The following is a 12,989-nucleotide window of genomic DNA, read 5'->3' as shown; positions in this document are numbered from 1 at the left end:
ACAGTTGCGCGGTGAGGATTTCGCATGTCGTGTGGGACTGGAACGGCACTCTGCTCGACGACAACAACGCCGTACTGGCCGCGGTCAACGCGGTCTGCGTCGAGTTCGGCCGGACGGATCTGAGCTGGCCCGAGTGGCAGGCGGTCTACGCACGGCCGATGCGGGTCTCGTACGAGCAGATCCTCCAGCGCGCCCTCGACGACGAGGAGTGGGCGCGCGTCGACAAGCTCTACCACGAGCGGTACGACGCTCTGCTGCACACGTGTGGCCTGGCCGCGGGAGTCCCCGACGAGCTACGGCTGTGGGGCGAGAGCGGGCGGACCCAGTCCCTGCTGTCGATGTGGTTCCACGCGCGGCTGACACCGACGATCGACCAGTTCGGGCTGACGCAGTACTTCAGTCGGGTCGACGGTCTGGTCGGCGACGTCGGTGGCGGCTCGAAGGCCGAGAGCCTGATCCGCCATCTGGAGGCTCAGAGTCTGGACCCGGCCGACGTCGTACTGATCGGCGATGTCGTCGACGACGCCAACGCCGCCGCAGCTGCCGGCTCCCACTGCATCCTCGTCACCACCGGCGCCATGACCCGTACCGCGTTGGAGACCACCGGCCTCCCGGTCACCAACTCCGTCACCGAAGCCCTGCGCCTGATCAAGTCCTGAGCGTCAGAGCCCGACTGCGCCGTCGAGTTGCTCGCGGAGGAGGTCCGCGTGACCGTTGTGCCGCGCGTACTCCTCGAGCACGTGCATCAACACCCAGCGCAGTGAGACAGGGCCCTCGCCGGGCTCGTCCCCGATGACGTCGAGATCCGGTGCCGCCTCGACGAACTTGTTCGCGAACGCCACCTCGGCCCGCCACGCAGCCCAGGCCTGATCAACCATCGCCGCGTCCGCGCCCGTGACGTCGAAGGCGTCCGGTACGTCGAACAGCGGCGGGGCTTCCTCATCCGCCATCACTAGGCGGAACCAGAACCGTTCAGTCTCGGCCGCGTGCCGCACCAGCCCGAGCAGCGACAACCCCGAACGCCGTACCGCGCGCTCCCCCAACTGCTCCGGCTTCAGATCGGCGCACTTGAGTTCCAGGGTCTCCCGATGCCACTGCAGGAACGCGAGCACCGTCTCACGTTCATCCGCACGCGGCGGACGTATGCTCCGCGAAGTCACCACCCCCGGATCCTACGTCGTGGCTACTATCTGGCCATGCGTGAACGGGTTCGGATGTTGCTGGTGGCTACGCCGTCGTTCCGGTCGATGGTGTTCTCGGACGAGAGCGTCGCGCGGCTGGAGCAGCTCGGTGAGCTTGTGCTCCTTGATGATCCCGGTGACGCCGAGGCGCTGGTGGGCGCGTTGCCCGGGACCGACGTACTGATTCCGTCGTGGGGTGCGACGCCGTTGACTGCCGAGGTGCTCGCGCACGCGCCGCGATTGCGGTTGATCGCGTACAGCGCGTCGTCGGTGAAGCACTTCGTCACGGACGAGGTGTTCCGGCGCGGCATCCGGCTCACGCAAGCCGGGCAGGCGATGGCGCGGCCGGTTGCCGAGGTCTCGCTGGCGTTCACCCTCACGATGCTGCACCGGATCCATCGGTTCGACCGCGCGATGCACGGTGGCGCGGCGTGGGTGGGCGCGATCGACACGCCTCCGCAGCACGGCATCACCGGCTCCCGGGTCGGGGTCGTCGGCGCCTCCCGGACCGGCGTCGAGTACATCTCGATGGTCGTTGCCCTCGGCGCCGATGTCGTTGTCTACGACCCGTATCTGACCGACGAGCGCGCGACAGAGCTCGGCGTACGGCGGATGGACCTGGACGAACTGCTGCGGACCAGCCGGGTGGTCGCTCTGCACGCGCCGACGCTGCCCGAGACGCGCCAGATGATCGGGACACGCGAACTGGCGCTGATGCCCGACGGCTCGGCGCTGGTCAACACCGCGCGCTCCTGGCTGGTCGACTCGGATGCTTTGCTCGCCGAGCTGCGGAGCGGCCGGATCGACGCGGCCCTGGACGTGTTCGACGAGGAACCGTTACCGCTGGACAGCCCGCTCAGAGGACTCCCGAACGTCGTACTCACCCCGCACCGGGCCGCGGGCACGGTCGAGTGTTACCTCGAGATGGGCACGATCGTGGCGTCCGAGATCGAGCGGTACGTCGCCGGATCCCCGCTGCGGTACGAACTCACCGAAGCTGCCCTCGCCCGGATGGCCTAGGTCGTGTGCTTGTCCCAGCGCGCGAGCACCTCGTCGGCCACCTCGTCGATCGTGCGCCCCGCTGTTCCGACCGAGTAGTCGCTGACGTCGTGAGCGGCGAGCTGGGCGGACAGCTCGACTGCACGGGCAACCAGCGTGGCGACGCCGTCGCCATCCTCTCGACCGCGGCCGAGAATCCGCCGCGCCAGTTCATCGTCCGGCGCCTCCAGCCGGCAGATGACCACCGCTCCGCCCGTGGCCACCTCCAACAGCTTCCGCTCGCCTTCGTCCTCCACGACCCCCGCGATGATCAGCCGGCGGCTGCCGGCGGCGCGGTAGTTCGACCACACCGCCGCCAGGTTCGTCGCCTTGAGCCGCGCTTGATGCGGGTCGTCCTCCGGAGCCGGCCAGGCCGCACCCATCAGATCGAGATCCACGAACGCCGGATCCTGGCCGAGGTCGGTGCACCGATCGAAGACCCGCCAGCCCACCATCGTCTTCCCGACCCCGGGCGGACCCGAGAGCACCAGAGCAGACACCAGGGTCATCCGCAGACCGTCGCGGTGCCGACCGCCAGAGCCTGGCGGTGGAGGTGGTCGAAGTGGTGCTCGATCGAGCCGGTCGTCGTTGCTACCAGCAAGGAGATGTCGCAGGCCAGGCCGGCGTGCCGGACGTGGTCGACGCGGACCAGCTCGGTCAGCAGCCCCGTGGTCAGCTCGTCGAGCTCCTGACGTACGGCGTCCAGATCCGGCCCGGACGTCGGAGCGGACGACGGATCGGCGGCCCACTTGGCGAGCAGTCCGCGCTGCACGACCTTGCTGGCCTCGATCTGCGCCTGGAAGAAGTCGGCGGTCGAGTCCGGGTCGATCCCCAGCTGTACGGCGGACTGCCGGACCGAATCGATGATCTGCTGCTCCCTGACCGGGTCTTCGACCGGCTTCCCACTGAAGTACTTCGACGCGGCCACCTCGTCGCCCACCTCGATCCGGCGGATGACCAACTCGGTCAGGCTGTCGAAGCGCACCGGCGTCTTGTGAAGCCCGGCCGTCTGCGTCGATCCCTGAGCGGGCACCGTGGCAGCCGGCGCCGCGAAGGCCGGCGCTCCGGCCTGCGTCACTCCGACCACCCCGGCCACGATCACACCGCTGATCACCCTGCGAAGCACGTCTCCACACCCTTTCCCCGAGCACGCCGACCCGATCGCCGGCGCGCCTCCTCGATGTCGGTCGCTGACGTTACCCGTGGTGCGGTCCAGGGCATCCCGATGGCCAGTTGTCGCCAACAACGGCCCATCCGAGCGGTGGGCGTCGCCGAACCACGGGCATGGATACCTCGCGAGGTCGGCAGGCAGCAGGCGCGGTTGGCGGAGTGGTCGCGGCCGGCGCCGCCTTGTCGTTCGGGTACCTGGTGGCCGCCGTCACCGGCGGTCCGTGGCCGGTCGACGCCGTCGGTGTGCAGATCATCGACTGGTCCCCCGGCCCGGTCAAAGACTTCGCCGTCCGGGAACTCGGCACCGCCGACCGCCCCCTCCTCCGAGCCAGCATCTGCGTAGTCCTCGCGTTGGTAGCCGCCGCGGCCGGTGCCATCGGCGCCGGCGGATGGGGTGGGGGCGCCCGGCGACTACCGCCTCCGGACCGCTCGGAGGGTCGGGACCGACGGCGACAGGCGGTGGCGGTCGGGATCGCCGCGGGGCTTGGGGTCGTCGGGGTCGTGTTCGCGGCATTCGGGCGTTCGGCTGCGGCCGGCGTCGTGGATCGGTTGCTGCCGGCAATTGTCACGTTGGTGGTGGCGGTGCTGGCCATGGCGCTGGTTGTTCGGGCGCCACGACCGAAGACCGAGGCGGAGCAGCCTGAGGGATTCGATCGACGGCGGTTCCTGGTGACCGTGGCTGGGTTGGCTGTGGCCGGGGCCGCGGCGTGGTCCACGACGAGGGTCGCGTCGTTCGGGCCTGGTGATGCGGTGCGCGCCAAGTTCCGCGTGCCGACGCCGGCCGATGCGGCGGGTCCACTCCCGGTCGGCGTCCAGGCCGACGTGCCAGGGGTATCGCGGTTCGTGACGCCGAACTCGAAGTTCTACCGGGTCGACACCCTGCTACAGGTCCCGCGGATCGACCCGGACGACTGGGAGCTGCGGATCCACGGCATGGTGAACAAGGAACTCCGGCTCTCGCTCGGCGACCTGGTGGAACGCCGGCTGATCGAGCGCGACATCACGCTGACCTGCGTGTCCAACGAGGTCGGCGGCCCGTACGTCAGCACCGCGCGCTGGATCGGCGTACCGATCGCCGACATCCTCGCCGAGGCCGGTGTCCGGAACGGCGCCGACGCGGTGAAGTCCACCAGCATCGACGGCTTGACGATCGGTACGCCGCTCAGCGCGCTCACCGACGGACGGGACGCGATCTTCGCGGTCGCGATGAACGGCGAACCGCTCCCGTTCGAGCACGGGTTCCCGGTGCGGATGGTGGTGCCGGGGCTGTACGGCTACGTGTCGGCGACCAAGTGGATCGTGGACTTCGAGGTCACCCGGTTCCAGGACTTCAGTGCCTACTGGACCGACCGCGGCTGGTCCGTGGAGGCACCGGTCAAGACCGCCTCGCGGATCGACGTACCCAAAGGGTTCGCCACGATCAAGGCGGGACCGGCGGTCGCGGCCGGCGTCGCGTGGGCGCAGCAGCGCGGCATCCGCAAGGTCGAGGTGCAGGTCGACAACGGCCCGTGGCAGGAGGCGACGCTCGCGGCCGAGGACACCATCGACACCTGGCGGCAGTGGACCTTCCGCTGGGACGCGACGCCCGGCAACCACAAGCTCACCGTCCGGGCGACCGACGGCGACGGCACCGTGCAGACAGCGCAGCGGGCCGCACCGCGTCCGAACGGTTCCAGCGGCCTGCACAACACGGTCGTGATGGTCGAGTAACTCCCACCCATCCGAGGCCGCGGCGGCACCGAAGTACCCGTGTCAGTGTCCACCTCGAGAAAGCGAACCCGTCATGCCCAAGTACCTCGTCCGCGCCGGTCTCGCCGCGTCCGCACTGGCTCTCGTCCTCGCGACGTCAGCGTGTGGCAGCGGCGACGACAACAGCAACAGTTCCGCCGCCTCCTCGGCCAGCACCCCGTCGGCCACCCAGTCGATGGACAGCAGCTCGGCCGGCCTGGTCGGCCCCGGCTGTGCCGACTACGCGAAGGCGAACCCGAGCGGTGCCGGCTCGATCGACGGCATGGCCGCCGCCCCGGTCGCGACCGCCGCGTCCGGGAACCCGCTGCTGACCACCCTGGTCTCGGCAGTGTCCGGGAAGCTCAACGCGAAGGTCGATCTGGTCTCGACGCTCAACGGCGGCGAGTTCACGGTGTTCGCGCCGGTCGACGACGCGTTCAAGAAGATCCCGGCGGCCACCATCACCACGCTGAAGACGAACGACGCGCTGCTCACCAAGATCCTCACCTACCACGTGGTGCCCGGGCAGCTCGACCCGTCCGCGGTGGTGGGCACGCACGCCACCGTCGAGAAGCAGGACGTCACCGTCACCGGCTCCGGTGACAGCCTCAAGGTCAACAACGCGTCCGTCATCTGTGGTGGGGTGAAGACGGCCAACGCTACGGTGTACCTGATCGACTCTGTCCTGATGCCACCGGCGAACTGACCGTGACCGAACCGACTGCACTGCCCTGGCCGGCCGGGCCGCACACGCGGCCCGGCGAGGTCAGTGACGGCGATCTCCTGGCCCGTGCCGCCGGCGGCGACACGGCAGCCTTCAGCGCGCTGTACGACCGGGTCACGCCCTGGGTGTTCGGCCTGGTACGGCGGATCCTTCGCAACCCGGCCCAGTCGGAGGAGGTCACCCAGGAAGTGATGATCGACGTCTGGCGGACGGCCACCCGGTTCGACCCGCACCGCGGCTCCGCGCACGCGTGGATCCTGACCATCGCGCACCGCCGGGCCGTCGACCGGGTCCGGTCCGAGCAGGCGGCCGCCGACCGCACCGAACTGATCGGCGCGCGGTCCGCCGAGGTCGACTTCGACCAGGTCGCCGACACCGTCACCACCCGGCTCGAGTCCGAGCAGGTACGGCGCTGCCTGGACACCTTGACCGACCTGCAACGCGAGTCGATCACCCTGGCCTACTACAACGGCTACACCTATCCCGAAGTCGCGCAGCGCCTCGATGCCAAGCTGCCGACCATCAAGGCGAGAATGCGCGACGGCCTGATCCGTCTCCGCGACTGCCTCGGAACCACAAAGGGGCGTACGTCATGACCGAATCCGACGTGCACACTCTGACCGGCCCGTACGTCCTCGACGCGCTGCCCGAGGACGAGCGGACCTTGTTCGAGGCGCATCTGGCCGGCTGCACCTTCTGCGCCACCGAGGTCGCCGAGCTCCGCGAGGCCGCGGTCAAGCTCGCCACCCAGGTCGCGGCCCCGCCGCCGCCCTCGCTCAAGCCGAACGTCCTGGCCGCGATCGACCATGTCCGCCAGGTACCTCCGCTGGTCACCGGACACCGCGCCGTACCCGCCCGTAAGCGGTTCACCCGTCGTTCCGTCCTCACACTCGCCGCGGCCGCGCTCGCCGTCGCCGGTGTCGGCGGAGTCGCAGTCGACCAGTACCGCGAGAAGACCGACGCGGTCCAGGCCAAGGACCAGATCGCCGCCGTACTCTCCCAGCCAGATGCGCGGACCGTTCGAGGGCCGGTCGCTGGTGGCGGTCACGCCACCATCGTCATGTCTCCCAGCGCGGACGAGGCGGTCGTCGTACTGAACGACCTGCCCAGGCTGCGCGCGGGCCGGACCTGGCAGCTGTGGATGATCGACCCGTCGAGGACGGCGCACTCGGTCGGCCTCGCCGCCGGCGACGTCACCCGGGTGCTGGACGGCTCGGTCACCGGCATGATCGCCTTCGGCCTCACCAACGAGCCCGCTGGCGGCTCCGCCACTCCGTCCCAGCCGGCCGCGGCGACGATCCCGATGACCTGACGGCGGGTACTGTCGCCGCATGGACGAGGCTTCGGCTGAGGTGCAGAGTCGGGTCAGGGACAGTTTCGAGCGGCAAGGGCTGATGCATCATCTCGGCGCGCGCCTCGCACTGATCGCTCCGGGGCGGGTGCACATCGTGCTGCCGAGCCGGCCCGAGGTCACGCAGCAGCACGGCTACTTCCACGCCGGCGCCACCAGTTCGATCGCGGACAGTGCCGGTGGGTACGCCGCCTTCACGCTGTTCCCGGAGGACAGCTCGGTGCTCACGGTCGAGTACAAGATCAATCTGCTCGCCCCGGCCGAAGGCGACCACCTCGAAGCCGTCGGCACCGTGCTGAAGTCCGGGCGTACGCTCACCGTCTGCCAACTCGAGGTGTTCTCGGTCCAGGACAGCCGGCGGACGCTGGTGGCCACCGGTCAGCAGACGCTCATCCAGGTCGCGGCCCGCCCCCAACGCTGAGCGACGCTCGGAAATTCCTTCTCATCGCACCGATGAGTCCGGCGGTCGCGCGCGGTCTACCCAGGTGACAGCAATTCCCTGGAGGACTTGTGCGGACGACGACTCAACAACGATGGGTGCTGGGGCTGGCCTCGATCGGCTCGGTCATGGTGGCCCTTGATGTCCTGGTGGTGGCGGCCGCGCTGACCACCATCCGGGCGGATCTCGGTGCCACGGCCGAGCAGCTCGAGTGGACGGTGAACGCGTACGGCCTGAGTTTCGCGATGCTTCTGATGACCGCCGCGGCGATCGGTGACCGCTGGGGCCGTCGGCGTACCTATGCCGGCGGCCTGGTGTTGTTCACGGTGGCATCGGTGGCCTGTGCGTTGGCCACCTCGCTGCCGTGGCTGATCGCGGCCCGCGCCGTCCAAGGCGTCGGCGCGGCCGTGGTGATGCCGCTGGCGATGGGGCTGCTCGGTGCGGCGTTCCCGCCCGAACGGCGCGGCTGGGCGACCGGCGTGTTCAGCGGAGTGACCGGCCTCGCGGTGCTCGGCGGCCCGATGATCGGCGGTGCGGTGACCGAGGGCCTGGCCTGGCAGTGGATCTTCTGGATCAACGTCCCGGTCGGCCTGATCGCGATCCCGCTGGTCCTGCGGAACATCCCGGAGAGCAAGGGCCCGATCCGGCGACTCGACCTGACCGGCGCCGTGCTGGTCAGCCTCGCGGTCCTCGGTCTGGTCTGGGGCGTGGTCCACGGTCAGGGCTCGGGCTGGTCGAGTGCCGAGGTGCTCGGGTCGTTCGCGGGCGGCGTCGTACTGCTCGCCGCCTTTGCCGTCCGGGAGAACCGGACGGAGCATCCGATGGTGCCGCTGACGTTCTTCCGCAACCGAACCTTCAGCGCGGCGAACTCGGCCGGATTCTTCCTCAGCGCCGCCCTGTTCAGCGCGGTGTTCTTCCTCTCGCAGTACATGCAGGTCGTGCTCGGCTCCGGGCCGTTCATGGCCGGGCTGAAGCTGCTGCCCTGGACCGCCACGCTCTTCATCGTCGGCCCGATCGCGGGTCGGCTGGTGGACCGCGTCGGTGAGCGGCCTCTGGTCGTCATCGGCCTTGGCCTGCAGGCCCTCGGAATGCTCTGGGTCAGCCAGATCAGCAAGGGTTCGGTGCAGTACCACGAACTGGTCGTACCGCTCGTGATCACCGGCTGCGGCGTCTCGCTGGCGATGCCGGCCACGCAGAACGCCAGCGTCGGATCGCTGCCGCGCGAGTCGGTCGGAATCGCGGCAGGCATCTACAGCATGACCCGCCAGCTCGGTGGCGCCGCGGGTGTCGCCGTCCTCGGATCCGTGTTCGCATCAGCCGGTGGGTACGCCGGTCACGGCTTCACCCGTGCCCTCGCGGGCTGCGGCGTACTGTCGTTGCTCGGAGCACTCTCGGGCCTCGGCATCACCGCCCGCCGGCGGACTGCCGGACCGGTCGTGCCCAAGGCCATGGAGGAGGTGGGATGAACCTGGAGGAGGAGTTCGCGCAGCACCGGGCCGAACTGGTCGCGCACTGCTACCGGATGCTCGGCTCGCTGCACGATGCCGAGGACGCGGTGCAGGAGACGTACCTGCGGGCCTGGCGCGGACACGCGGACTTCGAGGGCCGTTCGACGGTCCGGACCTGGCTCTACCGGATCGCGACCAACGTGTGCCTCAACCTCCTCCAGCACAGCAGCCGCCGGGTGGTGCCGTCCGCGCTCGGTGCCCCCGGCAACGACCCGGAGGAGCTGCATCCGTACGCGCTCGAGGTGACCTGGCTCGAGCCGTTCCCGGACCTGCTGCTCGGGGCCGACCCGGCCACCGTGGTCGGCAACCGGGAGAGCCTGCGGCTGGCGATGGTCGCCGCGATGCAGCACCTCCCGCCGCGGCAGCGCGCCGTACTGATCCTGCGCGAGGTGCTGACCTGGCCGGCGGCCGAGGTCGCGACACTCCTCGACACGACCACGGCCGCGGTGAACAGCTCGCTCCAGCGCGCCCGGGCCGAACTGGCGCGGCTCCGGCCGATCGAGGAAGACCTCAGCGAGCCGGACGAGCCGCTCCGGCGCGCGCTGCTCGATCAGTTCGCCGCGGCCATGGAGAACAAGGATCTGGTCGCGCTGGAGGCGCTCTTCACCGCGGACGCCCGGTGGGAGATGCCGCCGATCCCGACCTGGTTCAGCGGACGGAACGACGTACTGCGGCTGTTGGACTCGAAGCTGCGGCCCGGTCCGGAGCGCCGGATCCTGGTCGAGACGTCGGCGAACGGGCAGCCCGCGTTCGCGCTCTACATCCGCGGTCGCGACGGGCTCTATCACGCGCATTCGATCAAGGTCCTGACCCTCACCAAGGCCGGTATCGCGGCCGTTCTCGCCTTCCACCAGCCCGCGCTGTTCGGCGCGTTCGGGCTGTCCATCATCCGCTGACACGGAGATAACGATGACTTTGGCAACCACTCTCCGGGCGCTGCACGTGCCCGGCACACCCGTCGTCCTGCCCAACGCCTGGGACGCGGCCTCGGCCCGGATGGTCGAGGCCGCAGGGTTCCCGGCCGTCGCGACCAGCAGCTTCGCCACCGCGACGATCCTCGGGTACGACGACGGCGAACACGTCCCGGTCGAGGAGGTCCTGGCCGCGACGACCCGGATCGCGCGGTCGATCGCGGTGCCGTTGACGGTCGACTTCGAGCGCGGCTACCGGCTCGCCCCGGCCGAACTCGTCGAACGGTTCGCCGCGACCGGTGCCGTCGGCCTCAACCTCGAGGACTCCGATCCCGCCACCGGCGCGATGATCGATCCGGCCGAACAGGCGGACTTCCTGGCCGCGATCCGGGCCGAAGCCGGCACCGAACTGGTGATCAACGCCCGGATCGACGCGTTCGTGCGCCGCGCCGGTTCACCCGAGGAGCAGTTGCGCACCGCCCTCGACCGCGCCGCCCGCTACCTCACCGCCGGTGCCGACTGCGTCTACCCGATCGGGGTCGGCGACCTCGACCTGATCGCCACGCTGACCAAACAGATCCCCGGACCGGTGAACGTCGGCTACGGCCAGGGCGCCAACTCCCTGGCCGACTACACCGCGGCCGGTGTCGCCCGCATCAGTTTCGGCCCCATGCTCCAACGCCACCTGTACGGCAAGCTGTCCGACTCGATGCTCCCCGCGCTCGTCGCCGACCGGAATCCGTTTTCCGACGACACTCCGTGATCAGGTGTGTGGAATCCGGGCGATCGGGTACGGCGGAATTTAGGTAGTGCCAGCAACCATCGACAGAACGGGGAAAGACGATGGGCATGTTCGACAACCTGAAGGACAAGGCGACCGAGGCCGTCGACGAGCACGGCGACAAGGTGAGCGAGGGCCTGGACAAGGCCGGCGAGTTCGCCGACGAGAAGACCGGTGGCGAGTACGGCGAGAAGATCGACCAGGGCACCGACTTCGCCAAGGACCGGCTGGACGGGCTGGACGGTCAGAACGACGACATGCCGGACAACGAGTCCTGAGCTGAGACAACCGTCCTGAACTGAGCAGAAGCCGAGCGGCCGCGGACCCGACGTCCGCGGCCGCTCGCGGCTGCTCCGTGGCCTGTTGTCAGTGCCAGATGACGGCTTCGATCTCGCGGCGGCGTTCGGAGAAGAGATCGTGGTCGGCGGCCTCGCGGAGCAGGGCGCGGAGATCGGTCTCGAAAGCCGGCCGCTCGGCGCCGAACAGAGCAGGTGTCGATCCGGAGAGGGAGAACACGGCCGCGACGAGGTCGTCGACGGTGCGCTCCTCCACCTCGTCACCACCGACGATGATGCGGGTCGGACCGTCGTACCCGGCGCTGCGCATGATGTCCTCCTCGCCGCCGCGGGTGCCGGTCGGCAGCAGGCTCCGCCCGGCGCGGCGGACAGGACCCAGGTAGCGGGTGACCAGCGCGTCGATGCCGTCCCACGGCGGGCGCGGGTGCGGGAGTTCGTCGTCGCCTTCGACGCCGCGATGCGTGGTGGCCCCGACATGGACCCAGGCTCCACCGGGCTCCAGCACGTCGCGCATCCGCTCGGCGACGAGTGCCTGGTTCATCCAGTGGAACGACTGCGCGAACGTGACCACCCGGAAGCTGCCCAGCTCCGGCGAGATCTCCTCGGCCAGGAGCTTCCGCCACCAGATGTTGGTGATCCCGGCTCGCTCGGCGCGACCGGCCGCCACCGCGACCATGTCGCCGTCCGCGTCGACACCGACCGCCTCTTCGAACAGTGGCGCGAACAACAGGGTCAGCGGTCCCGGCCCGCACCCCACGTCGAGCAACCGGCCGCTGCCGTCGAGCCCGAGCTCGTCGCGCACCGCGTCCGCAAGCCCAACGGGGTAAGCCATCCGGCCGACCGCGTAGTGCTCGGCACTACCGGCGTACAGGCTCTCGTCCCAGGTCCAGTTCCACTCGCCGGTATCCACCGCCCGAGACTAATCGAGGAGTGGTGACCACGCGACTGTGATTCGGTGGAGCGATGGGCTCAGGTCGTGTGAATCGGTACCGGGCGAACGCCCAGGGAGCGGACCGAGTCGTCGAGCAGCTGGTTGCCTCGGGCATCGATGGTGCAGCGGGCCGGGTCCGGGTTTCCGGACGGCACGTCCTTGACGCCGACGACGAGGTCGTCGACGAGATTGGCCGGGAGCTGGTTCAGGTAGGTGGCCGCGGCCGCCACGCATTCGTCCGGTGTCGGCCGGCGGGTGCTTCCGGTGGCGACGTACTCTCGCGAATGCAGTTGTGAGCAGCTCACGGCAGTCTGGGTCCGGCGGTCGAAGCAGCGGCGCCAGCCGGCCGCTGTTCCCTGCTGCAGGACGTTGTGAGCCGATCCCATCTGGTCGTCAGCCGTCTGCACGGCGCAGACTCCACCCGGCGCCGTGGCAGCTCGCGCCGTGACGACGTCGATCGCCGGCGAACCACCGAGGAACCGTACGACGGTCGCCTGATCGCAGTTCGTTGCCCCCAGCAACTCCTCGAACCGATGCTTCTCCCGGCAGTCGACTGGTTGCTGCGAACCAGACCAACACCGAGGCCCAGCGGGAGCCGTCGGCACCGGACTCTTCGGCTGTTCAGTGGTCGTCACGGACGACGATGGAGCGACACTCGGCCCGGCCGCCGGCCCCGCTCCGGGCCCTGACGGGTGGACGTTGCCGAGGATCATCACGACCACCGATAAGAAGTAGCAGACGGCCGCAGCAGTCGCCGGGACCTTCCGCAACCGCGGATGAGTGGACCAGATCCAGTAGGCCAGCACGACGGCCGCCGCTCCCAGCAGGATCAAGGCGGCTGCTGTGATCTGGGCCCAGATCGCGTCGGTCGCGTCGATCACCGAAGGCACCGCGAACGCCAGCGGAACCCCCAGCGCCACGGGCAGGCCGG

16 protein-coding genes are annotated in these 12,989 nt (G+C 69.7%); 11 read left to right on the top strand and 5 right to left on the bottom strand.

Going from position 1 to position 12,989, the window contains the following annotated elements:
• The first annotated feature begins 11 nt into the window (after positions 1-11).
• Complete coding sequence (locus ACGFH6_RS24555; RefSeq protein WP_393387941.1) at positions 12-659, top strand: HAD family hydrolase; 648 nt, start codon at positions 12-14, stop codon at positions 657-659.
• A 3-nt stretch (positions 660-662) separates the two neighbouring features.
• Here the strand turns inward: ACGFH6_RS24555 and ACGFH6_RS24550 are convergent, their stop codons facing one another.
• Complete coding sequence (locus ACGFH6_RS24550) at positions 663-1,112, bottom strand: DinB family protein (protein WP_393387938.1); 450 nt, start codon at positions 1,110-1,112, stop codon at positions 663-665.
• A gap of 84 nt (positions 1,113-1,196) precedes the next feature.
• Between ACGFH6_RS24550 and ACGFH6_RS24545 the strand changes: the two genes are divergently transcribed.
• Positions 1,197-2,201, top strand: a complete 1,005-nt coding sequence (locus ACGFH6_RS24545; protein ID WP_393387935.1) for a hydroxyacid dehydrogenase — start codon at positions 1,197-1,199, stop codon at positions 2,199-2,201.
• Here ACGFH6_RS24545 and ACGFH6_RS24540 read toward each other — a convergent pair.
• Positions 2,198-2,728, bottom strand: a complete 531-nt coding sequence (locus ACGFH6_RS24540) for an AAA family ATPase (protein ID WP_393387932.1) — start codon at positions 2,726-2,728, stop codon at positions 2,198-2,200. The two genes, ACGFH6_RS24545 and ACGFH6_RS24540, sit on opposite strands and share 4 nt — an antisense overlap.
• Positions 2,725-3,345 carry a gamma subclass chorismate mutase AroQ gene (aroQ, locus tag ACGFH6_RS24535; RefSeq protein ID WP_393387929.1) on the bottom strand — a complete coding sequence of 207 codons (621 nt, stop codon included), beginning with the start codon at positions 3,343-3,345 and terminating at the stop codon, positions 2,725-2,727. Before aroQ ends, ACGFH6_RS24540 begins: the two co-directional genes overlap by 4 nt.
• Before the next feature lie 158 nt (positions 3,346-3,503).
• Here aroQ and ACGFH6_RS24530 point away from each other — a divergent pair, with 158 nt between their 5' ends.
• From ACGFH6_RS24530 to ACGFH6_RS24490, 9 genes are all read left to right on the top strand, one after another.
• Complete coding sequence (locus ACGFH6_RS24530; protein WP_393387926.1) at positions 3,504-5,099, top strand: molybdopterin-dependent oxidoreductase; 1,596 nt, start codon at positions 3,504-3,506, stop codon at positions 5,097-5,099.
• 73 nt (positions 5,100-5,172) lie between these two features.
• Complete coding sequence (locus ACGFH6_RS24525; RefSeq protein WP_393387923.1) at positions 5,173-5,823, top strand: fasciclin domain-containing protein; 651 nt, start codon at positions 5,173-5,175, stop codon at positions 5,821-5,823.
• 2 nt (positions 5,824-5,825) lie between these two features.
• Complete coding sequence (locus ACGFH6_RS24520) at positions 5,826-6,437, top strand: sigma-70 family RNA polymerase sigma factor (protein WP_360452395.1); 612 nt, start codon at positions 5,826-5,828, stop codon at positions 6,435-6,437.
• A complete protein-coding gene (locus ACGFH6_RS24515; RefSeq protein WP_393387919.1) occupies positions 6,434-7,153 on the top strand; it encodes an anti-sigma factor domain-containing protein in 720 nt (239 codons plus the stop codon). Before ACGFH6_RS24520 ends, ACGFH6_RS24515 begins: the two co-directional genes overlap by 4 nt.
• 19 nt (positions 7,154-7,172) lie before the next feature.
• On the top strand, positions 7,173-7,613 hold the full coding sequence (locus ACGFH6_RS24510) for a PaaI family thioesterase (protein WP_393387917.1): 441 nt from the start codon (positions 7,173-7,175) through the stop codon (positions 7,611-7,613).
• Between the two features lie 89 nt (positions 7,614-7,702).
• Positions 7,703-9,097, top strand: a complete 1,395-nt coding sequence (locus ACGFH6_RS24505; RefSeq protein WP_393387915.1) for a DHA2 family efflux MFS transporter permease subunit — start codon at positions 7,703-7,705, stop codon at positions 9,095-9,097.
• Positions 9,094-10,035, top strand: coding sequence for a sigma-70 family RNA polymerase sigma factor (locus tag ACGFH6_RS24500; protein WP_393387913.1), 942 nt, complete (start codon positions 9,094-9,096; stop codon positions 10,033-10,035). Before ACGFH6_RS24505 ends, ACGFH6_RS24500 begins: the two co-directional genes overlap by 4 nt.
• 13 nt (positions 10,036-10,048) lie before the next feature.
• Positions 10,049-10,813, top strand: a complete 765-nt coding sequence (locus ACGFH6_RS24495; RefSeq protein WP_393387911.1) for an isocitrate lyase/phosphoenolpyruvate mutase family protein — start codon at positions 10,049-10,051, stop codon at positions 10,811-10,813.
• 80 nt (positions 10,814-10,893) lie between these two features.
• Positions 10,894-11,109: an antitoxin gene (locus ACGFH6_RS24490; protein ID WP_393387908.1), complete on the top strand. Its 216-nt coding sequence runs from the start codon at positions 10,894-10,896 to the stop codon at positions 11,107-11,109.
• Positions 11,110-11,197: 88 nt separating this feature from the next.
• Here the strand turns inward: ACGFH6_RS24490 and ACGFH6_RS24485 are convergent, their stop codons facing one another.
• A complete protein-coding gene (locus ACGFH6_RS24485) occupies positions 11,198-12,037 on the bottom strand; it encodes a class I SAM-dependent methyltransferase (protein ID WP_393387905.1) in 840 nt (279 codons plus the stop codon).
• A 59-nt stretch (positions 12,038-12,096) separates the two neighbouring features.
• Positions 12,097-12,978 (bottom strand): hypothetical protein, encoded by an 882-nt coding sequence (locus ACGFH6_RS24480; protein WP_393387902.1) that lies wholly within the window; start codon positions 12,976-12,978, stop codon positions 12,097-12,099.
• Between the last annotated feature and the right edge of the window lie 11 nt (positions 12,979-12,989).

The organism is Kribbella sp. NPDC049227, assembly GCF_043197265.1.
In the GTDB taxonomy this organism is placed as follows: Bacteria; Actinomycetota; Actinomycetes; order Propionibacteriales; family Kribbellaceae; genus Kribbella.
The sequence above is the reverse complement of the archived record's forward strand: the minus strand, read 5'-3'. Positions and strand labels throughout refer to the sequence as shown.